The sequence below is a fragment of the Pseudooceanicola sp. NS-SX8 genome (assembly GCF_057380755.1).
The window spans coordinates 1,256,087-1,278,297 of record NZ_CM170819.1 but is presented as its reverse complement, the minus strand read 5'-3'; the positions used below and the strand labels follow the sequence as shown (position 1 = coordinate 1,278,297).

Below are 22,211 nucleotides of genomic sequence, written 5' to 3'. Positions count from 1 at the left end.
CTCCGGTAGATCGGCGCCGGCCTCCCCGCCGGCCCCGCCTCAGCTGTTGAAGAGGGCGAGGAAGATCAGCACCGCAACGGAGAGACCGGCCACCCAGGCCGCAGCCTTGATGAAACCTTCAAAGGTCTTCTCGTGGGTTTCGATATCCATGGTCCCGTGTTCGTGTTCCGCCATGTCCAGTCCTCCTGCTGTAGGCGCTTCCTGACTTCGGCAATATCGCACGGTCGGGCGTCTGTCACCTGTTTCGGGTGCGATCCGGGCCCCGCGCCCTGCCCTGTGGCAAGCCGCGCACGCCCCGCACCGTCCCCGCACTGGCCACGTGCGATATCAGGCCCGGGTGTTCTCCAGATCCGCGCGCAGGCGGAACCCGATGCGCTTGGGCGCCTCCTGCGGGACCACCTTGGGCATCGCCCGCAGGATCACCGAAAGCTGGCTCACGTGCTGGACAAGCTGGGTCTTCACCCCCTGCGCATCCGTGCCCGAAAAGGTGACGATATCGGGATCGAAATACCCCATCCCCTCGATCCGCAGCACGCCAGCATCGCCCCCGGCAAAGCCCATGACGACCTCATGCTCGGAATCCAGCGTTTCCTCGAAGTTCTGGATGTAGAGGATCAGCCGCTCATAGGCCCAGGCCGCCGGGCTCTTCTTCTGGATCGGCTGGTCGATCACCTTCTCCGGCAGCTCTGCCGGGGCGCTGCCATCGGCCCGCGCCTCATGACGGCAGGGAAGCACGGCATCCTCCGCCGCCTCCGCGCTGGTCGAGACCATGGTTTCCTGCATCCGCTACCCTCCGGCTTGCCACAGCCAGGCGCCATCCTCGGCACGCAGGCTGCGGGAGATTTCTCCCCTCTTCAGTAGGTAGTTAAGATGCGCGACGGCTTCGGCCATGGCCAGACCGTAATTTCCCCCGTCGATGCGGCGCACGAAAAGCTCCGGGAAGCAATCCGTGGCAGTGCGCGGCTGGTCGAGGAACGCCCGCAGCCGCTCCAGCCCCGACAGGTGGTTGTCGATCATCTGCCCCAGACGCAGCTGAACGCCGGTGTAGGGCATCTTGTGGCCGGGCAGCACCAGCTGGTCGTCGCGGGCATGGGTCCGCAGCCGCGTGCAGGCCTCCAGGAACTCCGCCATCGGATCGGCGTCGGGTTCGGTCACATGCACCCCGATGTTGGGGCTGATCGAGGCCAGCAACTGATCGCCCCCCAGCACCAGCGCATCGTCGCGCGACCACAGCGTGACATGTTCCGGCGCATGGCCATTGCCCATCCGCACGTCCCAGGTCCGCCCCGCCGCGCGGAAGGTGTCGCCCTCCTGCAACCGGGTGTAACCCGGCGGCATCGGATGCACGATGTCGGCAAAGTTGAAGGGCCGTTCCGCCAACCGCTTTTCCAGCACCTCCGGCGCCATGCCCGCCCGTTTCCAGAAGGTGACGGCGGCTTCGGTCGGGCGTTCCTCCACGTCCAGCACCAGCATCCGCGACAGCAGCCAGGAGGTGCGAGAGGTGACATGCTCCGCCCCCCGCGCCTGGAACCAGCCGGCCATGCCGACATGATCGGGGTGGTGATGGGTGATCAGCACCCGGTGCACCGGCTTGCCCGCCAGCGGCCCGGCCAGCAGGCTTTCCCAGATCGCGACGCTGCGACGCGAATGGACCCCGGTATCCACCAGGGTCCAGCCATCGCCGTCATCCAGCGCGTAGACATTCACGTGATCCAGCGCCATCGGCAGCGGCATGCGGATCCACAGGATCCCCTCCGCCACCTCGACCGCCTCCCCCGGGGCCGGCGCCTCTTCCCAGGGGAAGCGCAATGCGCCCCTCTCGGCCAATGCGGTGTCCTGTCCGGCGGTCAAACCGCCAGATCCTCGACGCTCAGCGCATAAAGATCCGCGGCGCCGACGGTGGCATGGGCCAGCAGGCCCACATGTTCCGGCAGCAGCCGTTTCAGGTAGAAGGCCGCCAGCCGCGCCCGCGGCCCCTCGCCCCCCTCGGCCAGAGCGGCCTTCAGGTGGTAATAGCCACCCAGCACCCGGGCAAAGCCCATCAGGTAGGGCACGCAGCCCGCGAACCGTTCGTTCAGGTCGCCCTGCGCCAGCATCCATTCGGTCGCCTCGCGCAGGGTCTCGATGGCCTGCCACAGCGGCTCCGCCAGGGTGTCGCACTGGTTGCGCGCGGTCTCGGTGAAGGCCTGCATCTCGTCGATGAGGGACATGGCCATCTCGCCCTTGTCCATCATCTTGCGCGCCACCAGGTCCATCGCCTGAATGCCGTTGGTGCCCTCGTAGATCGCGGTGACGCGGACGTCGCGGTAATACTGCGCCGCGCCCGTCTCCTCGATGAAGCCCATGCCGCCATGCACCTGCATGCCCATCTCGCTGACGCGCATGCCGGTCTCGGTGCCGAAGGCCTTGGCGATGGGGGTCAGGAAGGCCGCGCGCGCTTTCCATTCCGCCTCGCCGGTGGCGGTGGACATGTCGATGGCCACGGCACAGGCCAGCGCGATGGACCGCGCGGTGAAGATATCGGCGCGCATCTCGCCCAGCATGCGGCGCACGTCGGCGAAATCGGCGATGGTGCCGGTGCCGCCCTGCCCTTCCCGCGGCGTGCGGCCCTGCTTGCGCTCCAGCGCGAATTCCAGCGCCTTCTGATAGGCGCCTTCGGCCGCGCCGATGCCCTGGATGCCGACGCCCAGGCGGGCGTTGTTCATCATGGTGAACATCGCGGCCATGCCCTTGTGCTCCTCACCCACCAGCCAGCCGGTGGCGCGGTCGTATTCCATGACCGCCGTGGGCGAGCCGTGCAGACCCATCTTGTGCTCCAGGCTGACCACCCGCAGGCCGTTCGGATCACCCAGGCTGCCGTCTTCCTTCGGCAGGTACTTCGGCACCATGAAGAGGCTGATGCCCTTGGTCCCCGGCGCACCGTCGGGCAGCCGCGCCAGCACCAGGTGGCAGACATTGCCGCCGAAATCGTGATCGCCCCAGCTGATGAAGATCTTCTGGCCGCTCACCGCATAGGTGCCGTCACCGTTGGGCTCCGCCTTCGACCGCAGCGCGCCCACGTCCGACCCGGCCTGCGGCTCGGTCAGGTTCATCGTGCCGGTCCATTCGCCGCTGATCAGCTTCGGCAGGTACAGCGCCTTGATCTCATCGCTGGCGTGATGTTCCAGCGCCTCGATCTGGCCCTGCGTCAGCAGCGGGTTCAGGCCCAGAGACAGGCAGGAGGCCGACATCATGTCGTTCATGGCAGAGGTCAGGGTCAGCGGCAGGCCCATGCCGCCGTGATCCTCGCCCGCCGAAAGGCCCAGCCAGCCGCCCTCGGCCAGCGCCGCGAACCCCTCCTTGAACCCTTTCGAGGTCCGCACCACCCCGTTTTCCAGCACCGCCGGATCCAGGTCGCCATTGCGGTTCAGCGGCGCCCAGACCTCTTCGGTCAGGCGGCCCAGCTCGCTCAGAATGGCATCGACCGTATCGGAAGACGCCTCCCCGAACCGGTCGGTCGCGGCGATCTGGCCGAAATCGACCACCTTGTCGAAGATGAAGCGGAAGTCCTCGATCGGGGCGCGGAATGGCATGTGGGTCTCCTCCCTCACGGCTTGGCAAGCTGTGGCGCCGACTGTAGGACAGCCGGGCCCGGGTTGCATCTCTACCGCCCTCCCCGGGAACGGCAAAGCCAAACGCGGCGTCACAAGACGGCGCAGCGGCCAGGGCCGGGACGCCACAGACGACACGGACAACGATGACGGACACGCTTCTCCTCGGCACGGATGACGCCTCTCTCGACCAGGCGGCGGCACTGCTGCGCGCGGGCGCGCTGGTCGCGATGCCCACCGAAACCGTCTACGGGCTTGCGGGCGATGCCTGCTCCGACACCTCCGCGGCCGCGATCTATGCGGCCAAGGGACGACCCTCCTTCAACCCGCTCATCGCCCATGTCAGCACGATGGAGATGGCCCGCGAACAGGTCTCCTTCCCGCCAGAGGCGCTGGCCCTCGCCGATGCCTTCTGGCCCGGCCCGCTGACCCTGGTGCTGCCGCTCATCCCCGGGGCGACGGTGGCCCCCCGCATCTCTGCCGGGCTGCCCACGCTGGCGTTGCGGATGCCCGGCCACCCGGTGGCGCGCGACCTGATCGCCCGCGTCGGCCGCCCCCTCGCCGCCCCCTCCGCCAACCCGTCCGGCCGCATCAGCCCGACGGAACCGGCCCATGTGCTCGAAGGCCTCTCGGGCCGCATCGCCGCCGTGATCAACGGCGGCCCCTGCGGCATCGGCCTGGAATCGACCATCCTTGCCGTCGCGACCGACGGCACCGTGACCCTTCTGCGCCCCGGCGGGATCGACGCGGCGACCGTGCAGGCCCGCACCGGACTGACCGTCACCGCCCCCGCCGCTGCGCCGGGTGACCAGACCCCCATCCAGGCGCCCGGGCAGATGACATCGCACTACGCGCCACGCGGCTCTGTCCGGCTCAACGCAGAAGAGCTGCTGCCCGGCGAAACCCTGCTGGCCTTTGGCCCGGCCGACAGCCCCTACAACCTGTCCCCCTCGGCCAACCTGGAAGAGGCCGCAGCCCGGCTTTTCCGGCTGTTGCATCAGATGGATCGTGACGGGGTGGATCGGATCGCGGTGGCCCCGATCCCGGAAACCGGCATCGGCCTGGCGATCAATGACCGGCTGCGCCGCGCCGCGGCCCCGCGCGACTAGCGCCGTTCAACACCGGCCCCGGGTCACCTAAAGCCCCACTTCAGGCCCGGCCGGACGCGGCCGAAAGCGACAGCGGATCAATCCCCTGCGCGCTCATTGCAAGATCCCACTTGCGTTCGTCGTCGCGCGAAAACAGCAGTGACGGGGTGATATCCCCCACCAGCCAGCCATTGTCGGCGATCTCGCCCTCCAGCTGGCCTGGGGCCCAGCCGCAATAGCCAAGCGCCACGATCGCCCGAGAGGGGCCCGCCCCGGCGGCCATGTCTTCCAGCACATCCAGTGTCGCCGTCATCGCGAAATCCGCGCTGACCTGAAGGGTCGCCATTTCCGTATCGTAGTCGGGGCTGTGCAGGACGAACCCGCGTTCCAGTTCCACCGGCCCCCCGGCATGAACAACCGCAGCGGGCAGCGGCCCCTGAACGGCGATGGAAAGCTGGTCGAAAAGCTCGGGTAACGTTACGTGATCCACGGGCTTGTTCACGATAAGGCCCATTGCGCCTTCGCGAGAATGCGCGCAAAGCAGGACCACCGAATTGGCAAACCTCTCGTCGCGTAATCCTGGCATGGCGATAAGTACCCTGCCAGTCAGATCAAATGGTGCCGGCAATGTCCTGCCCCTGAAGACTCGAAAATAAAACCCCACCTTCCTCCTGTTTGATGCCATTTCGCGTCATTTGCAACCTTTAAGACGCCATAGAGCGGCACAGAACACGCGGAATAGCGTCTTACCGACGGGTAACGACCAACTGTCGCTTCTTTGTGAGTTGGCAAATCCGGCGCAGATGGCCATCTCTGATCACATGAAACTGGCCGCCCTCCGATCCGCTACCCTGCTCTGCGCGCTGCTCGCCGTCTTCGGCGGCCAGGCGCAGGCAAACCCCTATGCTTCCTACCTCGACGTCCGGGTCCTGCCCGGCTGGAAGGAGAAGGACGGCGATCACGTGGCGGGCCTGGAACTGACCCTGGCGGAGGGCTGGAAAACCTACTGGCGCGTGCCCGGCAGCGCGGGCATCCCGCCCAGCTTCGACTGGTCCGGCTCCACCAACCTGGGCGATGTGCGCATCGTCTGGCCCCGGCCAGAGGTGCAGGATGCCGACGGCATGCGCTCCATCGTCTACCACAACCGCGTCGTCCTCCCACTGGAAGTCACGCCAAGAACCCCGGGCCAGCCTGTCGAACTGCGCGGCAAGGTCTTCCTCGGGATCTGTGAAAGCGTCTGCGTGCCGCTGGAATTCACCATTGATGCCACCCTGCCCGCGAACGACCCCGGCACCCGCACGCCGCCGATCGCCGCGGCCCTCGCCGGCCGGCCCTACAGCGCGGCCGAAGCCCAGGTCACCTCCGCCCGTTGCAGCGTCCGCCCCGATGACGGCGGCCTGCTTGTCGAAGCGCGGCTGGCCATGCCCTCTGCCGGCGGTCGCGAAGTCGCGGTCTTCGAAACGCCCCTGCCGGGCGCCATCGTCTCCGACTCCGTGACCGAACGGCAGGGCGGCACCCTGATTTCCCGTGCGCGGATTTCCAGCACGAGCCGGGGTGTCAGCCTCGACCGGTCGAAGCTGAAGATCACCGTTCTGGGGCAGAAATACGCGGTGGAAATCGACGGCTGCGAGGCGGGCTGACCCGGCTCGGCCCCAGACCCGGCTCAGGCCCGCCGCCTGACCGCCATCACCGCAAGGCTCCCCGCGAAAAGCAGCAGCACCGCAAGGGCCATCCCGCCCAGGAACAGCAGCAGCGCCGCCTGCAACGGCCCGGCCAGTGCCAGCAGCGGGAAGACCCCGGCCAGCGGCGGCGCCAGCTGCCCCTTGGCCAGCACCGGCCCGAAGGTCGCCGCGAACCAGCCCAGCATCAGCGCCACGCCCACCAGGTTCAGCGCCCGCAGCCCCGGGGCCCGGCGCGTCCGCAGCGCGCGGCGCAGGCCCCGGCGAAGCCGCGCCACGTCCTCCTGCATCGCCAGCAGCGCGGGCACCACCAGCAGCACCAGCACCATGCCGAAGCCCAGCCCGTAGACCAGCGTGATCACCGTGGGCATCAGGAACTGCGCCTGGCTGGACTTCTCGTAGAGCAAGGGCGCCAGCCCCATCACCGTCGTCAGCGTGGTCAGCATCACGGGCCGCAGCCGGTCGGCAGTGCCGTCGATGATCGCAGGCACCAGCCCGCGCGTCTCGGCGTATTCGTCGATGGTGGTCACCAGAACGATGGAATCGTTGATGATGATCCCCGTCATCCCCAGCAGTCCCACCACCGTGAACATCGACAGCGGCACGCCCCAGATGTGATGACCGTAGAAGGTGCCCACCAGCCCGAAGGGAATGATCGCCATGACCACGATGGGCCGTGTCCAGCTGGCAAAGACCCAGGCCAGCACCAGGTAGATCCCCGTCAGAACCAGGATCAGCCCGGTCCGGGCCTCCGCCATGAAGCGGTCCTCCTGCTCCGACAGGCCGGCGACGCGGTACTCCACCTGCTGCTCGGCGGCGATGCGTGGCAGGATCTCCTCCTCCAGCGTGCGGTTGATCAGCTCGGCCCGGGCCGGATCGTCCTCCGATATCTCGCCCGTCACCGACAGCTCCCGCAGGCCATTCTCCCGCCGCACCGTGGAAAAGCCCGACCGCCGCGCCACGCGCACGATATCGGCCAGCGGCACGTAGACGCCCTCGGGCGTGCGCAGCATCATCCGCTCAAGGAAATCGGCGGTCAGCTCATCCCCCGGCAGCTCCACCCGGATCGCGGCGGAGCGCGGCCCGTCGGGATAGGTCGCCGCCTCGATCCCGTTCAGGCGGTTGCGCAGCACCCGGCCCAGCTCGTCCACGGTGAAGCCGAGCGCCAGCCCCTGCGGCGTCAGTTCCAGGATCATCTCTTCCTTGTCATAGGCCAGGTTGTCTTCGACGGCGGAGACCTCGGGGAAGGGCAGCAGCGCCTTCTGCAGGGCCTGGCTCGCCGCCTTCAGCGTCTCGGCCGAGGCGCCGTAGAACTGCACGTCGAGCGAGTCCCCCCCGGGCCCGGACCGCCAGCCGCGGAAGCTCACCAGCTCCGACAGGGGATGCGGCCGCACCTCCTCCTGCAGGGCGGCGATGAAGGCGGAACTGGAATAGGGCCGCAGGTCCGGGTCGATCAGCTCAATGGAAATCGCGCCCAGCAGATCCTCGTCCTTGCTGTCGGATCCCGACAGCCCGCGCCCGGAATTGCCGCCGATCTCGCCGATGGCGTAATCCACCGGGTTGCGCCCGTACTCCGCCGCGTAGCGCGCGCCCACGGCCTCGGTCGCGCGCTGCAGCTCCCGCATCATGGCCAGACTGTCTTCGCGCGTGGCGCCCGGCGCCATCATGAAATTGCCGGAAATCGACCCCCGCTCGGGCGAATTGAAGAACCGCCATTGCAGGTCGCCCCGAATGAAGTGGCCGATCTGGGTGGCGAAGATCACCATGACCAGCGCCAGCACCGGGTAGCGCGCCCGCACCACCAGCCCCATGAAGGGTCGGAACAGCCGGTCCCGCACCCAGCCGAAGCCGCGGTTCACCTGCCGCGACGGCCAGTCGTACCAGTGTTCGCGCGACGACCCGGCAAGGGCATGGGCCATGTGGTTGGGCAGGATCAGGAAACATTCGACCAGGCTCGCGATCAGCACCACGATGACGGTAAAGGGGATGTCGCTGATCATGTCGCCGAAACGGCCCTCGATCACCGTCAGGCCGAAGAAGGCGATCACCGTGGTCAGCGTCGCGGAAAACACCGGCATCGCCATGCGCGCCGCCGCCGTCTCCGCCGCCTCCACCGGGCCCTCGCCCCGCCGCCGCACCCGGGCATCGGCATATTCCGCCACCACGATGGCATCATCCACCACGATCCCCAGCGTGATGATCAGCGCAAAGAGAGAGATCATGTTGATCGTCAGGCCCGAAAAATACATCAGCGCGATCGCCGTCAGCATCGACACCGGGATCCCCGCCGCGACCCAAAGCGCCGATCGCGCGTTCAGGAACAGGAACAGCAGGCACAGCACAAGGCCCAGCCCCATGGCGCCGTTCTCGATCAGCAGGTCCAGCCGCCCGGTGATCTCCTCCGCGCGGGTGCGGATCAAGTCCATGCTGGTGCCCGCAGGCAGGGTCGGCGCCATCTGCGCCACGACCTTTTCCACGCTGCGCTGAATGCCGATGGCATCCCCGCTGTCGGACCGCTCCACCGTGACCGACATCGCGGGGTTGCCACCCACGAAGTAGCTGCGCGCGCGGTCCACGCCCTCCACCCGCACCTGCGCCACGTCGCCCACGGTCAGGGTGGTGCCATCCGGCTCGCTGCGCAGCACCAGCGCCTCGATCTGATCGGCAGAGCGTTTCTCAACTCCGGTGCGCACCCGTGCGTTGGCGCCTGCCACGTCGCCTGCCGGATCGGCATCGACCTCCGCCCCGATGACAGATGCGATCTCGGCCATGGTGACACCATGGGTGATCAGGTTCAGCGAGGGCACCTCCACCACCGTCTGCGGCGCGGCAAGGCCCCGGATGGTCGACCGCGTCACCCCTTCCGCGAAAAGCCGCGTCACCAGCTCGTCGGCGAAACGTCCGATCTGGTCCACGCCCACGGGGCCGGTGATCACCACATCCGTCACCCGGTCGCGCCAGGCGCTGCGGGTGACGCTCGGCTCATCGGCCTCCTCGGGCAGGGTGGTCACGCTGTCGGCGGCGGCCTGCACGTCGTTCAGCGCCCGCGCCATGTCCCAGCCCGGTTCGAACTCCAGCCTTATCCGCGCCCGCCCCTCGGTCGACCGGCTTGTCGAGGACAGCACCCCCTCCACCGCCATCAGCGACGGCTCCAGCGCCTGCACGATGGCAAGGTCCACATCCTCGGCGCCCGCGCCGTCCCAGCTGACCGAAACGGTAACGGTATCGACGACCACGTCGGGGAAATACTGCGCCCGCATCCGCGGCAGCGCGGCCAGACCCGCGGCCAGCATCAGCACCAGCAGCAGGTTGGCCGCGGTGCGGTGACGGGTGAAATAGCTCAGGATCCCCCGGGCCGATCCGGGCGCCGCGCGCATCATGGCTCAGCCCCCCATGCGGCTTTCCAGCCGCTCGACCACCTGCACCGGCACCTCTTCCTGCTGCAACTGGCCAAGCAACCGCGCGCGGACCTCTTCCGGCATGTGGGTGTTGCCCTGCACCGCTTCGACCAGCTTCGCCCGCCGCTCCGGCGTCAGCTGGATGGTGGAGGCCTCGGGCTCCGCCTCCCCTTCCGGCCGCATCGGCCGCACCAGGATGCCCGCGCCCAGCAGCGGCGTGCGTTCCGCAACCAGCGCGCGGCCCTCCAGCGCGGCGCTCCGCACCAGGATGTCGTCGCCCTGCCGCCGTACCAGCGGCGCAGGCAGCTCTTCCAGACGGTTCTCCGCCGTCACGGCCAGCACGGTCTCCCCCGCCGACAGCGCCGTTGCCGGCAGACGGATCAGCCCCGCCATCGGCCGCTCCTGCACCCGGACGGTGACGAAATCGCCGGGCTTGAGCCCACGCGCCGCCCCCAGCGTGGCCAGGATCACCCGGCCCGTCTGGCCCTCGCTCACCACCGCGCCGTCTCGGCTGATCACGCCCTCGGCGGTCAGCGCCGTGCCGAAGCTCTCCAGCGCCACCGCCACCGGCAGCGCCTGCAACCGCCCCTCGCCGTCCAGCAGGTTCGCGTATTGCGGGGTCGAGACCCGAAAGGAGACCTCCAGCGCGCGCGGGTCGATCAGCTCCGCCAGCGCCTCGTTGGCAGAGACCAGCCGCCCCTGCACAAGGTTCACCCCCGACAGCTGCCCGTCGAAGGCCGCGCGGATCACCGTATCGGCCAGGTCGCGCTCCGCCTCGTCGCGGGCCAGCCGCGCGCGCACCCGCGCGGTGGCGGCGCTGTCGATCCGCGCCTCGGCCACGGCCAGCGCATTGCGCGCCGACAGCACCGATTGCCGGGCAGAGGATTCGGCCAGCTCCGCCTCTTCCTGCGTGGCCGCCGATCCGACGCCCCGCTCCATCAGCGTGTTCTGCCGGTCCAGCGCCTTGGCGCGCAGCCCGGCCTGTTCCTCTGCCGCGGCCAGGGTATCGCGCGCGATCACCAGCGCGCGCTCTGCATCGCGCACCTCCGCCTCGGCATCGGCAAGGTCCGCCTCCGCCCGGTCGCGGGCGGCCTCGGCATTGGCCGGGTCGATCCGCAGCAGGACCTGGCCCTCATCCACCATGCCGCCCTCGACGAAATCATCCGACAGTTCAACCAGTTGCCCACCTACCGCCGCGCGGATTTCAAGCGTCCGGCGGCTCTGCACCTCGCCGAAGACGGTCAGCACCGGGGCAATGGTTTCCGCCCGCGCGGTCACCACGTTGACCGCGAACTCCCGCTCCCGGGCGCGCGGCGCGGCGGTGTCCCGGTCCAGCCGGGTCTGCACCGCGCTGGTCACCAGGCTGCCGGCATAGGCCAGCAGGCCAAGGGTCGTCGCAAGCAGGAACAGCCCCAACAGGCTGCGGGTCAGGAATCTCATGAGCAAATCCGTGAGAAGGCGGCCACGGGGATGATCCTCCCCCGCGCCTCACGTTACGCCAACAAACATTAAGTTTACGACAGATTCGCCCAGGGCCTACGGCTTGCGGCGCAGATGTTCGTCCAGCCGTGGCATGATCTCCACGAAATTGCAGGGCGCGTGGCGGTAATCCAGCTGCTTCACCAGGATCTCGTCCCAGGCATCCTTGCAGGCACCCGTGCTGCCGGGCAGCGCGAAAAGGTAGGTGCCGCCCGCCACGCCCCCCGTGGCCCGGCTCTGCACCGCGCTGGTGCCGATCTTCTGCATCGACACGATGGTGAAGACCGTGCCGAAGGCGTCGATCTCCTTTTCATAGACATCGCGATGCGCCTCGACGGTCACGTCGCGGCCCGTCAGGCCGGTGCCGCCGGTGGAAATCACCACGTCGACGCCCTCATCCGCGATCCAGGCCCGCAGCTGCGCCGCGATCTCCGTCCGCTCGTCGCGCAGGATCTTCCGGTCGGCCAGCAGATGCCCCGCCGCCGCGATCCGCGCGACCAGCGTGTCGCCCGACCGATCCTCGGCCAGGCTGCGGGTGTCCGACACGGTCAGCACCGCGATGCGGACGGGGATGAAGGGTTTCTCGCTCATCTCTCAGCCTTTCGTGCCCAGCACCAGCCGCAGCGCCAGCGCGGCAAAGATCGTCGCGGCGATGCGGCGTGCCCAGGCGCCGCCCCCGCCCGCCAGACGGGCCTGCACCAGCCCCGCCAGCATGCCCGCCACCCCGTTCACCACGAAGCCGCCAAGCGACAGCACCGCGCCCATGACCAGGAACTGCGGCAGCACCGGCCGGTCCGGGGTCACGAACTGCGGCACGAAGGCCAGGATGAACAGGATCACCTTGGGATTGGTCAGGTTCACCAGCAGCCCGTCGCGGAAGGGCCGCGCGGGCCGCATGTCCGGGCCCGACGCCTCCGCCCGCAGGATGCCCCAGGCCATGTAAAGCAGATAGGCCGCGCCCAGCCAGCGGATCGCCAGCAGGGCCTCAGGATGCGCCGCGACTAGGCCGCCGACGCCCAGCCCCGCAACGGTAGCATGGATCATCCCGCCAAGCGCCACGCCGCCGCTGGCGCGCCATCCCGCGCCCGCCCCCGCCCGCAGCCCCTGACCGGCGCAGAACATCATGTCCGCCCCCGGCGTCAGGTTCAGCGCCAGCGCGGCGGGCACGAAGGTCAGCAGGATCACCGGGTCGAGGGGCAGCATCACGCGCCCTCCAGCTTCGCCTTCAGCGACAGCAGGTCGGCCCAGGCCTCCCGCTTGGCATGGGGCTGGCGCAGCAGGTAGGCGGGATGGGTCATCGGCAAGGCGGGCAGGCCGAAGGCCGTCTGCCAGTTGCCGCGCAGCTTCAGGATGCCGCGCTTCTTCAGCGCCGCCTGGCAGCTGATGTTGCCCATCAGGATCAGCACATCCGGCCTGGCCAGTGCCACGTGCCGCTGCACGAAGGGCAGCATCATGGCGATCTCCTCCGGCTTCGGATCGCGGTTCTGCGGTGGCCGCCAGGGCAGCACGTTGGTGATGTAGACGCCCTCTTCGGGCTCGCTGGCGTCCCGCGACAGGCCGATGGCCTCCAGCATGCGGTCCAGCAGCTGCCCGGCCCGTCCGACGAAGGGCTTGCCGATCCGGTCCTCGTCCCGGCCCGGCGCCTCGCCCAGGATCATGACCTTGGCACCCCGCAACCCGTCGGAGAAGACAAGATTGCGCGCCCCGCGTTTCAACTCGCAGTGCTCGTAGGCGCCCATGGCCTCTCTCAACTGGTCCAGGGACTGCGCCGCCTCGGCCATGGCACGGGCCTGTTCGACGGCATCCAGGTGCTCCCGCTCGCGCATCTGCGCGGGCGTCATCGCCACCACCTGCCCCGCCGGGCTGCCCGCCGAATCGGCCGCGGCCTTCGCCGGTCGCGCCGCCTGTGCCTCCGCCTCCAAGGCGAAGCGATCCACCGGTGCCTCGGCGATGCTTTCATCCACGCCCATCTCGACCTGCCATTCCAGCAGGGCCCGGGCGAGGTGCCAGTCCATCTCCGATACGTGAAGCGATTCCATGGCTCCGGACGCTACCTTCCCGCCCCGCCCTCCGCCACCGCTTTCGCATCCCGCTCCCTTGCCGCCCCGCCCCCGCCGGGCCTATAAGGCGCCAACCACGGCAGGAGACCATCATGAGCTTCAGGCAACAGCACCTCCTCGGAATCGAGCGCCTGGCGCCGGATGAAATCGTCACCCTGCTCGACCGGGCAGAGGATTACGTCGAATTCAACCGCGCGGGGGAAAAGCATTCCGACGCGCTGAAGGGCCTCACCCAGATCAACATGTTCTTCGAGAACTCGACCCGCACCCAGTCCAGCTTCGAACTGGCAGGCCTGCGGCTCGGGGCCGACGTGATGAACATGCAGATGCAGGCCTCCTCCCTGAAGAAGGGTGAAACGCTCATCGACACGGCGCTGACGCTGAACGCCATGCACCCCGACCTTCTGGTCGTGCGCCACCCGCATTCCGGCGCCGTGGACCTGCTGGCAGAGAAGGTGAACTGCGCCGTGCTCAACGCCGGCGACGGGCGGCACGAACACCCCACCCAGGCCCTGCTGGACGCGCTGACGATCCGCCGCGCCAAGGGCCGCCTGCACCGGCTCAACATCGCCATCTGCGGCGACATCGCCCACTCCCGCGTGGCGCGCTCCAACCTGCTGCTGCTGCACAAGATGGAAAACCGCCTGCGCCTGGTCGGCCCGCCGACCCTGGTGCCCTCGGCCTTCTCCGAACTGGGCTGCGAAATCTACGACAGCATGGAAGAAGGGCTGAAGGACGTCGACGTCGTCATGATGCTGCGCCTCCAGAAGGAGCGCATGGACGGCGGCTTCATCCCCTCCGAACGCGAATACTATCACCGCTACGGGCTGGATGCCGAAAAGCTGGCCTTCGCCGCGCCCGATGCCATCGTCATGCACCCGGGGCCGATGAACCGCGGGGTGGAAATCGACGGCACGATCGCCGACGACATCAACCGTTCGGTCATTCGCGACCAGGTGGAAATGGGCGTGGCCGTGCGCATGGCCGCGATGGAGCTGCTGGCCGAAAACCTGCGTGCCCGCCGCGCCGAACAGGTGGCCTGATCCGCAGACCCCGGGGCCCGCGCCTCTGGGCCCTGTCCCCCGCGACCGCCCTGGACCGCCCCGGTCTCGCCTGCCCCGCAAGGGTGACAGCGGCCCCGCCACGTGCAACCATCGCCCCGCCCGCGCGTTGACCCGGGCGGAGGCTCCTCCGCCCCACCAGACGGAGGACGACCATGCCCGACCAGGATCCCGACCACGACCCCGATCAGGCCCCCGGCCCGATCATTCCCGCCAGCGCAGAGGCCCTGACCATCGCGCCCACGGACAGGGAAGCCGTCTTCGTGCTCGCCGTCGATCCCACGGTGCCGCGCATGGCGCCGCTTCTGGCGCCGCGCCGCCTGAACGGGCACACCCCCGCCACCCTCTCGGACCTCTTGGGCCTGGCCTTCGACGAAAGCGCGGAGGTGGAGCTGGTCAATCCCGCCGACCTCGAAGGGGTGGGGCTCTCCGGCTACCTGGACGAAGGGCTCGGCCTCGATGCGGCAGAGATCCGCGCCGATGCCGCGCTGCTGGATTCGCTGACGGCGCCCGTGGTGTTGCTGCGCGGGCGGCTGGCGGGCACCCGCGACCGGGTGCTTCCGCTGCCCCGGGGGCTGTCGCTGATCGGGCGCTACGGCACCCGCCCCAGGCCCATCGGTCTGGCGCCTCTTTCCGCACGCGGTGCCGCCGCCGGCACCCTGCCGCCACCCCGGGGGCCGCTGCCGACGCCGATGCGCCTGCGCAGGCCCTGGCAGATCACCCTGATCATCCTCGGCCTGGCGCTTCTGGGCACCCTGCTCTGGCTGGCCCTCGCCCTCGTCTGATCCCCGCACCTGCCTGATCCCGTCGCCACGGCCTGCTGCGGGCCTCGGTCCATTTCCCGCCTACCCCCCCGGCGCCACATGGCGTATAGCGGGCCGGAACGATCCGAAACGCTCCCGCAGGCCCCGCCATGACCACTACGCTTCTCACCAACGCCATCCTCATCGACCCCGAAGCGGGGACGGAAGCACCGGGAAGCCTGCTCATCGGCGATGGCCGCATCCTCGCCACCGGGGCAGAGGCCGAAAAGGCCAGCGCCGACCAGGTGATCGACTGCAACGGCAAATGGCTGGCCCCGGGCATCGTCGACATCGGCGTGAAGGTCTGCGAACCGGGCGAACGCCACAAGGAAAGCTTCGGCACGGCCGGGCGCTCCGCGGCGGCCGGGGGCGTGACGACCATCGTCACCCGTCCCGACACCCTGCCCACCATCGACAATCCCGAAACGCTGGAATTCGTCACGCGCCGCGCCCGCGAAGATGCCCCCGTCCGCGTCCTGCCCATGGCCGCGCTGACCAAGGGCCGCGAAGGCCGCGAGATGACGGAGATCGGCTTCCTCATGGATGCCGGCGCCGTGGCCTTCACCGACTGCGACCGCGTGGTCACCGACACCAAGGTCCTGCAGCGCGCGCTGACCTATGCCCGCGCCCGCGGCGCGCTGGTGCTTGGCCACATCCAGGAACCCGGCCTCAGCCGCGGCGCCTGCGCCACCGCCGGCAAGTTCGCCACGCTCAAGGGCCTGCCCTCGGTCTCGCCCATGGCCGAACGCATGGGCCTGGACCGCGACATCTCCCTGCTGGAGATGACGGGCACCCGCTACCACTTCGACCAGGTGACGACCGCCCGCGCCCTGCCCGCCCTGGAACGGGCCAAGCGCAATGGCCTCGACATCACCGCCGGCGTCTCGATCCACCACCTGACGCTGAACGAATACGACGTCTCCGACTACCGCACCTTCTTCAAGGTGAAGCCGCCCCTGCGCGCAGAAGAAGACCGCCAGGCCGTGGTGGAGGCCGTGGCCTCCGGCCTGATCGACATCATCAGCTCGATGCACACCCCCCAGGACGAGGAATCCAAGCGCCTGCCCTTCGAGGAAGCGGCCTCCGGCGCCGTGGCGCTCGAAACCCTCTTGCCCGCCGCCATGCGGCTGGTGCACGCGGGCGACCTGACCCTGCCCGTGCTCTTCCGAGCGCTCTCGCTCAACCCGTCGAAACGCCTCGGCCTGGAAACCGGGCGCCTGGCCGCCGGCGCCCCCGCCGACCTCGTGCTCTTCGACCCGCATGCGCCCTTCGTCCTCGACCGGTTCAAGCTTCTGTCGAAGTCGAAGAACACCCCCTTCGACAGCGCCCGCATGCAGGGCCGCGTCCTGGCCACCTTCGTCGGTGGCGAGCAGGTCTTCGGAAAGGCGCCCGATGCTGCCTGAGGTCACCTCGCCCGCGCTTGTCCTGCTCATCGCTGCCGTCGGCGGCTACGTCCTGGGCTCCATCCCCTTCGGCATCGTCATCGCCCGCGCCTTCGGCCTGGGCGACCTGCGCAAGATCGGCTCGGGCAACATCGGGGCCACCAACGTACTGCGGACGGGCAACAAGCTGGCGGCGCTGCTGACCCTCCTGCTCGACAGCGGCAAGGGCGCCATCGCCGTGCTGGTGGCCCGCGCCCTGGCCGACAGCGACGCGGTGCAGCTGGCGGGCTTCGCGGCCTTCCTCGGGCATTGCTTCCCGGTCTGGCTGGGCTTCAGGGGCGGCAAGGGCGTGGCGACCTACCTGGGCACCCTCCTGGCGCTCTACTTCCCCGTGGGCCTGGCCGCCTGCGCCACCTGGCTCTTCATGGCGCTGGTGTTCCGCATCTCCTCGCTTTCGGCGCTGGTCGCGGCCCTCCTTGTGCCCGTCTGGTTCTGGGCCATGGACCGCGCCGATGCGATCCTCCTCGCCCTCGCCCTCGCCCTGCTGATCTTCATCCGGCACGAGGCCAACATCCGGCGCCTGCTGAAGGGCGAGGAACCCCGCATCGGTGGCAAGAAGAGTTGACCAAAGGGTAACCTTCTTGCCGCAGTCCCGATGACAAGCGCCGTCACCTCCGGCCCATTGCCCCCGTTTCAATTGATCTGAGCGGATTTCTGCGCATGATCCCAGCATGCGCGGCCGACAACAGGCCGCAGGGGACAGACACAGAAAGAAAGATTCAGTCATGACATTCGGCGAGGCCATCAAGACCTGCTTTTCGAAATACGTCACCTTCTCCGGGCGCGCGCCGCGTTCGGAATACTGGTACTTCACCCTGCTCAACGTGCTGGTGAATGTCGGTGGCTCGGCCCTGCTCAGCGCCTCGGCCGGCAACGATGGCGCCGGCGTCTTCGCCATCATCATCATGGTCTACTCGCTGGCCGTCATCCTGCCCGCGATCTCCGTGGGGGTGCGCCGGCTGCATGACATGGACAAGTCCGGCTGGTGGCTCTGGATCGCGCTCATCCCCGTCGTAGGGTCGCTGATCCTGCTGATCTTCTTCATCCAGAAGGGCACCGAAGGCCCGAACCGTTTCGGCCCGGCGCCGGTTCTCAGCCCCGCAATCGCCTCCTGATCCCGCTTTCCCGGGCCCGCCTGATCCACAGGGCCCGAAAGCACGGCTTGCCACCCATGCCAGGGGCCTTTCGGGGCCCCTTTTCCATCGCGCCGCCGCGATCCTCGCCGCCCGCGGGGGGAGAGATCGCCCCCGCCCTCTCCGGCCTGGAAGAGATCACCGAAACCGCCACCCCGGCGGACCTGAAGAAAAAGAAGAAAAACGCCTGACCCGCGAAGGCCAGCCCCGCGCCTGCTAGGACGACGGCGTGCGCCGCCCCGTCAGTCCACTTCCTTCAGTCCATTTCCTTCAGTCCACGGGCGTGGTTTCGATCAGCTCGACCATGCGGCGGGTGTTGCGATAGATCCCCGTCAGCGCCAGCACCGGCCCGCAGGCCAGCACCGTGGCGATCAGGCCCGCGCAGAACATCAGCACACCGGCCAGGATGGCCTCCACCTGGTCCATCGGCCCCTGCACGACGCCATAGCTCAGGTTAAGGGCCGCGCCCCGGGTCACCGCGATGGCGATGCCCCCCGCCAGCGCCAGCAGGATCGACATGACCCCGAAGATGACAATCAACCGCTCGCATCCGCCCACGAAGAAACGGATCAGCCTGCTTTCACCAGACATCGTGATATCCCCTGTCCTTGTGCCCCGGACAAAGGTCAGCACATCCCCCGCCACCGCACAAGCGGCGCCCGGTGGCATCTGCTGGCGAAGGCGCAGCTGCGGCAACAGGGCAACGCAAGGCCGCCCGCTGCCGCAAACCGGGATCGTCAGTAGCTGTATTCGCTGAAGATACGGCTGATATCGCCGTTCCAGTCACCCTTGTAATGCTCCAGCAGCTCGTCCGAAGGGACCTTGCCGCTGTCGATGCTTTCCTTCAGGGCGTTCAGGAAATGGGTCTCATCTGGGATCAGCCCGCCCGCGCCGGGCATCGCCCGCGCCTTCAGGCCCGCATCCGCGATATTGACCACCTCGCGCGCCAGCGCATGCATGTCGATGTCGTCCACCTGCGCCTGCAGACCCTGGTCCGCCGCCGCCACCCGCAGCGCCTGACGCTGGGCCGAGGTCCAGCCCTTCACCAGGTCCCATGCCGCATCCAGCGCGCCCTGATCATACATCAGGCCGACCCAGAAAGCGGGCAGCGCGCAAAGCCGCCGCCAGGGGCCGCCATCGGCGCCGCGCATCTCGATGAACTTCTTCAGGCGCGCTTCGGGGAAGAGCGTCGTCAGGTGATCGGCCCAGTCCGACAGCGTCGGCTTCTCACCGGGCAGCGCCGGCAGCTCGCCCTTCAGGAAATCGCGGAACGACTGGCCGAGCGCATTGATGTACTTGCCGTCGCGGTAGACGAAGTACATCGGCACATCCAGCGCATACTCCACGTAGGCGTCCCAGCCGAAACCCTCTTCGAAGACGAAGGGCAGCATGCCGGTGCGCGCCTCGTCCATGTTCTGCCAGACCCAGCTGCGGTAGGACTTCATGCCGTTGGGCTTGTTCTCGAAGAAGGGCGAATTGGCGAAAAGCGCGGTCGCCACCGGCTGCAGCGCCAGCGCCACGCGCATCTTCTGCACCATGTCTGCCTCCGACGCGAAGTCGAGGTTCACCTGCACCGTGCAGGTGCGCCGCATCATCGTGGTGCCGGTGGTGCCGACGGTGCTCTGGTAGGCATCCATCAGCTTGTAGCGCCCCTTGGGCATCAGCGGCATTTCCTCGTGCGACCAGGTCGGCGCCGCGCCCAGGCCGATGAAGCCCACGCCGATCTCGTCGGCGATGCTCTTCACTTCCTTCAGGTGCTCGTTCACCTCGTCGCAGGTCTGGTGGATGGTCTCCAACGGTGCGCCCGACAGCTCCAGCGCCCCGCCCGGTTCCAGGCTGACGTTGGCACCGTCCTTGGTCAGGCCGATCAGCTTGCCGCCCTCCTCGACCGGGGCCCAGCCGTAGCGGTCCTTCAGACCGGTCAGCACGGCATGGATCGACCGCTCGCCCTCGTAGGGCAGCGGCTTCAGGCTGTCCTTGCAGTAGCCGAATTTCTCGTGCTCGGTGCCGATGCGCCAGTCGGCCTTGGGCTTGCAGCCCTCGGCAAGATATTCGGCCATCTGCTCGTGCCGCTCGATCGGGCCGCCGCCGGACTGGGGAATGGACATGGGGAAGTCTCCGTCGGTGTCTCTCGCACCAGTGCCGTGAGGGCGCACCGGGCCTTGGGGACCAAGGTCTGGTCCGAAACGCGGCGGGTGTCAATGCAACCGCAGCTTCGCCCGTTCCCAGATCACCACGGGCCGGGACCGCGCCAGCAGCGCAGGCATGCCGCCGCCCCCGGTCGGCCCTGTGGTCGGCCCTGTGGCACCGCGCGCGGCGGCCTCGCGCACCTCGCTGACAAGCCGTGTCGTGCTGATGCCCGGAAGGGCCGCGAAGACATCGAACAGCGCATCGCTCCCCTCGGCATTCAGCGGGATCAGCAGATCTTCCTGCCCCGGTTGCGACAGCCGCCAGGCGGGCGGCGTGCTGCCCGTGTCCAGTGCCAGCCGGGACAGGTCGCTCATCGCGACGATCCCGCCGCTGAACGGGCCGAAATAGCTGATCTGGCCCTCGGTCACCTGCACCACGCCGATGCCGCCTGCACCGGTCCGGAAGCGGCCCCGCTGCACCCCGGTCACCACCAGCGCCAGCCCCAGCAACCCGACAACGGCACCGATCCACGGGATATAGCCGAAGCCCCGCCAGACCCAGTAAGCCCCCCAGGCCGCCAGAACCGCCCCGCTCAGCGCCTCGCGCCAGCGCAGCAGGAACATCTTCACCTCGGGCCGGATCATGCCGCCACCCCGCCGGGGATGGTGACCGGCCCGGGCGCCATGGCCATCAGGTAGTCGCCGATCCGCACGAAACCGATCGCCTCATAGGCGCGCGCCGCCGTTTCGCTGGCGGCGAACAGCACCGCCCGGCTGGCGCCCTTCGCGGCCTCCTCCCGCAGGAGCGCGGCGGTCACACGCCGTGCCAGCCCCCGCCCCCGCAGATCGCGCGGCACGAAGACCCCGCCCACCTGCACCATATCCGCCACCCGGGAATTGATCGCGGCCATGGCCACGGGCCTGCCACCCTCGATCATCACCCGGCACAGGGGCCGCCCCGCGATCACGCCCTCGCGCCGCGCCCGCGCCTCGGCCAGCGCTTCCGGCACCGGGCCCGGCATCATGCCCGTGTCCACCTGGTAGTGCAGGAACCAGTCCTCCAGCAGGTCGCCATCGCCCGCCTCCGGCGCGCGGATCTCCTCCGCCCCCTCCGGCAGATCGGCCAGCGCCATGGCGTAAAGCGGCTCGGCCCGGTTCAGATGCATCTGCCCCGCCAGGCCAAGCGCCTCCAGCAGCGCCGCCGCCTGTCCGGCCTCTCCGGTCAGGCCCAGCATCCGCCGCCCCGCCACCGCGCGGACGAAGGCCGCCATGGCCTCCGGCTCCCGCCCCGGGCACTGCACCATCAGGTAGCCCTTCGCAGTAAGGCCAAAGACGGCACGGATCGCCCCTCCCCCGCCCCATATCCAGTAGTCGGCACTATGCGGGTGATCGCTGATCCCCACCCCCTGCTCCGCCATGTTGCCGCGCAGGAACATGGATGTCTCGGGATACTGCGCCAGGAAAGCTTCCATCGCCGCCGCATCCTCTGCGGCGGCCGGGCGAAGGGTCATCGGGTCATGAGGCATCGGATCCTCCTCGAAAGTGAAGGCGCCATGGTGGGCCTTGCGGTGAGCGTCGTGGTGGGGCGTCAGGCCCAGTCGCCCAGCGTAGACTGCCACAGTGTCAGCGCCGCGACAGCCGCCGTATCGGCGCGCAGGATGCGCGGGCCCAGCTGGACGGGCCAGGCAAATGGCAGGTTGTGCAGCTTCTTGCGTTCGGCGGGGGAAAATCCCCCCTCCGGACCGATCAGCACCGCCCATGGCCCCTTCGGCGCATCCTCCAGCTTCCTCGGCGCGCCATCGGGCGTGCCATAGCTCGCATCGGCAAAGGCCTCGTCGCAGAACATCAGCTGCCGGTCTTCGGGCCAGGTGGCGATCAGCCGGTCCAGCCGCACCAGGTCCTCCACCCCGGCCACATGGGTGGCGCCACATTGCTCGGCGGCCTCGACCGCATGGGCCTGCAACCGGTCACGGCGGATCCGCTCGGCATTGGTGAACTCGGTCTGCACCGGCTGGATCTTCGCCGCGCCCATCTCGGCGGCCTTCTCGACGATGAAGTCGGTCCGCGCCTTCTTGATTGGGGCAAACAGCAGCCACAGGTCGGGCGGGAAGCTCTGCGGTTTCGACTGCACCCGGCAGATCAGCTCGCCACCGCGCTTGCCCGCGCTCACGACCTCCGCCTGCCACTCGCCGTCGCGGCCGTTGAACAGGGCCACCGCCGCGCCCTCGGTCAGCCGCATCACCCCGAAAAGGTAATGCGCCTGTTCACGTTCCAGCGGAACGGTTTGCCCTTCCCCCAGCGGGTGCTCTACACAGAGCCTGATCTTCGCCATATCCATGAGGCCTACAT

At 68.8% G+C, this 22,211-nt stretch carries 22 protein-coding genes; 7 read left to right on the top strand and 15 right to left on the bottom strand.

Going from position 1 to position 22,211, the window contains the following annotated elements:
- Positions 1–39: 39 nt before the first annotated feature.
- The 4 genes from AC2IR1_RS05895 to AC2IR1_RS05880 form a co-directional block, all read right to left on the bottom strand.
- Positions 40–174: an aa3-type cytochrome c oxidase subunit IV gene (locus tag AC2IR1_RS05895; protein ID WP_486475354.1), complete on the bottom strand. Its 135-nt coding sequence runs from the start codon at positions 172–174 to the stop codon at positions 40–42.
- A gap of 153 nt (positions 175–327) precedes the next feature.
- Positions 328–783: a DUF6173 family protein gene (locus AC2IR1_RS05890; RefSeq protein ID WP_486475353.1), complete on the bottom strand. Its 456-nt coding sequence runs from the start codon at positions 781–783 to the stop codon at positions 328–330.
- A gap of 3 nt (positions 784–786) precedes the next feature.
- Positions 787–1,827 carry an MBL fold metallo-hydrolase gene (locus AC2IR1_RS05885; protein WP_486475352.1) on the bottom strand — a complete coding sequence of 347 codons (1,041 nt, stop codon included), beginning with the start codon at positions 1,825–1,827 and terminating at the stop codon, positions 787–789.
- Positions 1,828–1,847: 20 nt separating this feature from the next.
- Positions 1,848–3,572 (bottom strand): acyl-CoA dehydrogenase family protein, encoded by a 1,725-nt coding sequence (locus AC2IR1_RS05880; protein WP_486475351.1) that lies wholly within the window; start codon positions 3,570–3,572, stop codon positions 1,848–1,850.
- Positions 3,573–3,736: 164 nt separating this feature from the next.
- Here AC2IR1_RS05880 and AC2IR1_RS05875 point away from each other — a divergent pair, with 164 nt between their 5' ends.
- Complete coding sequence (locus AC2IR1_RS05875) at positions 3,737–4,699, top strand: L-threonylcarbamoyladenylate synthase (RefSeq protein ID WP_486475350.1); 963 nt, start codon at positions 3,737–3,739, stop codon at positions 4,697–4,699.
- Positions 4,700–4,739: 40 nt separating this feature from the next.
- Here AC2IR1_RS05875 and AC2IR1_RS05870 read toward each other — a convergent pair whose 3' ends face one another.
- Complete coding sequence (locus AC2IR1_RS05870) at positions 4,740–5,342, bottom strand: YqgE/AlgH family protein (RefSeq protein ID WP_486475349.1); 603 nt, start codon at positions 5,340–5,342, stop codon at positions 4,740–4,742.
- A 139-nt stretch (positions 5,343–5,481) separates the two neighbouring features.
- Here AC2IR1_RS05870 and AC2IR1_RS05865 point away from each other — a divergent pair, with 139 nt between their 5' ends.
- Complete coding sequence (locus AC2IR1_RS05865) at positions 5,482–6,318, top strand: protein-disulfide reductase DsbD domain-containing protein (RefSeq protein ID WP_486475348.1); 837 nt, start codon at positions 5,482–5,484, stop codon at positions 6,316–6,318.
- 23 nt (positions 6,319–6,341) lie between these two features.
- Here the strand turns inward: AC2IR1_RS05865 and AC2IR1_RS05860 are convergent, their stop codons facing one another.
- The 5 genes from AC2IR1_RS05860 to AC2IR1_RS05840 form a co-directional block, all read right to left on the bottom strand.
- Positions 6,342–9,737: an efflux RND transporter permease subunit gene (locus AC2IR1_RS05860; RefSeq protein ID WP_486475347.1), complete on the bottom strand. Its 3,396-nt coding sequence runs from the start codon at positions 9,735–9,737 to the stop codon at positions 6,342–6,344.
- 3 nt (positions 9,738–9,740) lie between these two features.
- Positions 9,741–11,195, bottom strand: coding sequence for an efflux RND transporter periplasmic adaptor subunit (locus tag AC2IR1_RS05855; RefSeq protein WP_486475346.1), 1,455 nt, complete (start codon positions 11,193–11,195; stop codon positions 9,741–9,743).
- Positions 11,196–11,291: 96 nt separating this feature from the next.
- Positions 11,292–11,825 (bottom strand): molybdenum cofactor biosynthesis protein B, encoded by a 534-nt coding sequence (gene moaB / locus AC2IR1_RS05850; protein WP_486475345.1) that lies wholly within the window; start codon positions 11,823–11,825, stop codon positions 11,292–11,294.
- 3 nt (positions 11,826–11,828) lie between these two features.
- Positions 11,829–12,437: a LysE family translocator gene (locus AC2IR1_RS05845; protein WP_486475344.1), complete on the bottom strand. Its 609-nt coding sequence runs from the start codon at positions 12,435–12,437 to the stop codon at positions 11,829–11,831.
- The gene (locus AC2IR1_RS05840; RefSeq protein WP_486475343.1) at positions 12,437–13,273 is read right to left on the bottom strand and encodes a uracil-DNA glycosylase; all 837 of its coding nucleotides are present in this window, start codon (positions 13,271–13,273) and stop codon (positions 12,437–12,439) included. The genes AC2IR1_RS05845 and AC2IR1_RS05840 overlap by 1 nt, the downstream gene beginning before the upstream one ends.
- A gap of 113 nt (positions 13,274–13,386) precedes the next feature.
- On the opposite strand from AC2IR1_RS05840, the gene AC2IR1_RS05835 reads away from it, so the two are divergent.
- From AC2IR1_RS05835 to AC2IR1_RS05815, 5 genes are all read left to right on the top strand, one after another.
- Positions 13,387–14,337 (top strand): aspartate carbamoyltransferase catalytic subunit, encoded by a 951-nt coding sequence (locus tag AC2IR1_RS05835; RefSeq protein ID WP_486475342.1) that lies wholly within the window; start codon positions 13,387–13,389, stop codon positions 14,335–14,337.
- Between the two features lie 173 nt (positions 14,338–14,510).
- Complete coding sequence (locus AC2IR1_RS05830; RefSeq protein ID WP_486475341.1) at positions 14,511–15,140, top strand: hypothetical protein; 630 nt, start codon at positions 14,511–14,513, stop codon at positions 15,138–15,140.
- A gap of 128 nt (positions 15,141–15,268) precedes the next feature.
- Positions 15,269–16,561: a dihydroorotase gene (pyrC, locus tag AC2IR1_RS05825; protein ID WP_486475340.1), complete on the top strand. Its 1,293-nt coding sequence runs from the start codon at positions 15,269–15,271 to the stop codon at positions 16,559–16,561.
- Positions 16,551–17,165 carry a glycerol-3-phosphate 1-O-acyltransferase PlsY gene (plsY, locus tag AC2IR1_RS05820; RefSeq protein ID WP_486475339.1) on the top strand — a complete coding sequence of 205 codons (615 nt, stop codon included), beginning with the start codon at positions 16,551–16,553 and terminating at the stop codon, positions 17,163–17,165. The genes pyrC and plsY overlap by 11 nt, the downstream gene beginning before the upstream one ends.
- Positions 17,166–17,325: 160 nt before the next feature.
- Positions 17,326–17,715, top strand: coding sequence for a DUF805 domain-containing protein (locus tag AC2IR1_RS05815; RefSeq protein ID WP_486475338.1), 390 nt, complete (start codon positions 17,326–17,328; stop codon positions 17,713–17,715).
- A gap of 288 nt (positions 17,716–18,003) precedes the next feature.
- Here AC2IR1_RS05815 and AC2IR1_RS05810 read toward each other — a convergent pair whose 3' ends face one another.
- From AC2IR1_RS05810 to AC2IR1_RS05790, 5 genes are all read right to left on the bottom strand, one after another.
- Positions 18,004–18,324 carry a hypothetical protein gene (locus tag AC2IR1_RS05810; protein ID WP_486475337.1) on the bottom strand — a complete coding sequence of 107 codons (321 nt, stop codon included), beginning with the start codon at positions 18,322–18,324 and terminating at the stop codon, positions 18,004–18,006.
- 146 nt (positions 18,325–18,470) lie between these two features.
- On the bottom strand, positions 18,471–19,841 hold the full coding sequence (locus AC2IR1_RS05805) for a glutamate--cysteine ligase (RefSeq protein WP_486475336.1): 1,371 nt from the start codon (positions 19,839–19,841) through the stop codon (positions 18,471–18,473).
- Between the two features lie 90 nt (positions 19,842–19,931).
- The gene (locus AC2IR1_RS05800) at positions 19,932–20,507 is read right to left on the bottom strand and encodes a hypothetical protein (RefSeq protein ID WP_486475335.1); all 576 of its coding nucleotides are present in this window, start codon (positions 20,505–20,507) and stop codon (positions 19,932–19,934) included.
- Positions 20,504–21,481, bottom strand: coding sequence for a GNAT family N-acetyltransferase (locus tag AC2IR1_RS05795; protein WP_486475334.1), 978 nt, complete (start codon positions 21,479–21,481; stop codon positions 20,504–20,506). Before AC2IR1_RS05795 ends, AC2IR1_RS05800 begins: the two co-directional genes overlap by 4 nt.
- Positions 21,451–22,200: a 16S rRNA (uracil(1498)-N(3))-methyltransferase gene (locus AC2IR1_RS05790; protein WP_486475333.1), complete on the bottom strand. Its 750-nt coding sequence runs from the start codon at positions 22,198–22,200 to the stop codon at positions 21,451–21,453. The genes AC2IR1_RS05795 and AC2IR1_RS05790 overlap by 31 nt, the downstream gene beginning before the upstream one ends.
- Positions 22,201–22,211: the final 11 nt, after the last annotated feature.

Coding starts and splice junctions, on each gene's coding strand:
- AC2IR1_RS05895 (WP_486475354.1), bottom strand. CDS start 174: ATGGCGGAACACGAACACGGGACCATGGATATCGAAACCCACGAGAAG.
- AC2IR1_RS05890 (WP_486475353.1), bottom strand. CDS start 783: ATGCAGGAAACCATGGTCTCGACCAGCGCGGAGGCGGCGGAGGATGCC.
- AC2IR1_RS05880 (WP_486475351.1), bottom strand. CDS start 3,572: ATGCCATTCCGCGCCCCGATCGAGGACTTCCGCTTCATCTTCGACAAG.
- AC2IR1_RS05875 (WP_486475350.1), top strand. CDS start 3,737: ATGACGGACACGCTTCTCCTCGGCACGGATGACGCCTCTCTCGACCAG.
- AC2IR1_RS05865 (WP_486475348.1), top strand. CDS start 5,482: ATGGCCATCTCTGATCACATGAAACTGGCCGCCCTCCGATCCGCTACC.
- AC2IR1_RS05860 (WP_486475347.1), bottom strand. CDS start 9,737: ATGATGCGCGCGGCGCCCGGATCGGCCCGGGGGATCCTGAGCTATTTC.
- AC2IR1_RS05855 (WP_486475346.1), bottom strand. CDS start 11,195: ATGAGATTCCTGACCCGCAGCCTGTTGGGGCTGTTCCTGCTTGCGACG.
- moaB (WP_486475345.1), bottom strand. CDS start 11,825: ATGAGCGAGAAACCCTTCATCCCCGTCCGCATCGCGGTGCTGACCGTG.
- AC2IR1_RS05845 (WP_486475344.1), bottom strand. CDS start 12,437: ATGCTGCCCCTCGACCCGGTGATCCTGCTGACCTTCGTGCCCGCCGCG.
- AC2IR1_RS05840 (WP_486475343.1), bottom strand. CDS start 13,273: ATGGAATCGCTTCACGTATCGGAGATGGACTGGCACCTCGCCCGGGCC.
- AC2IR1_RS05835 (WP_486475342.1), top strand. CDS start 13,387: ATGAGCTTCAGGCAACAGCACCTCCTCGGAATCGAGCGCCTGGCGCCG.
- AC2IR1_RS05830 (WP_486475341.1), top strand. CDS start 14,511: ATGCCCGACCAGGATCCCGACCACGACCCCGATCAGGCCCCCGGCCCG.
- pyrC (WP_486475340.1), top strand. CDS start 15,269: ATGACCACTACGCTTCTCACCAACGCCATCCTCATCGACCCCGAAGCG.
- plsY (WP_486475339.1), top strand. CDS start 16,551: ATGCTGCCTGAGGTCACCTCGCCCGCGCTTGTCCTGCTCATCGCTGCC.
- AC2IR1_RS05815 (WP_486475338.1), top strand. CDS start 17,326: ATGACATTCGGCGAGGCCATCAAGACCTGCTTTTCGAAATACGTCACC.
- AC2IR1_RS05810 (WP_486475337.1), bottom strand. CDS start 18,324: ATGTCTGGTGAAAGCAGGCTGATCCGTTTCTTCGTGGGCGGATGCGAG.
- AC2IR1_RS05805 (WP_486475336.1), bottom strand. CDS start 19,841: ATGTCCATTCCCCAGTCCGGCGGCGGCCCGATCGAGCGGCACGAGCAG.
- AC2IR1_RS05800 (WP_486475335.1), bottom strand. CDS start 20,507: ATGATCCGGCCCGAGGTGAAGATGTTCCTGCTGCGCTGGCGCGAGGCG.
- AC2IR1_RS05790 (WP_486475333.1), bottom strand. CDS start 22,200: ATGGATATGGCGAAGATCAGGCTCTGTGTAGAGCACCCGCTGGGGGAA.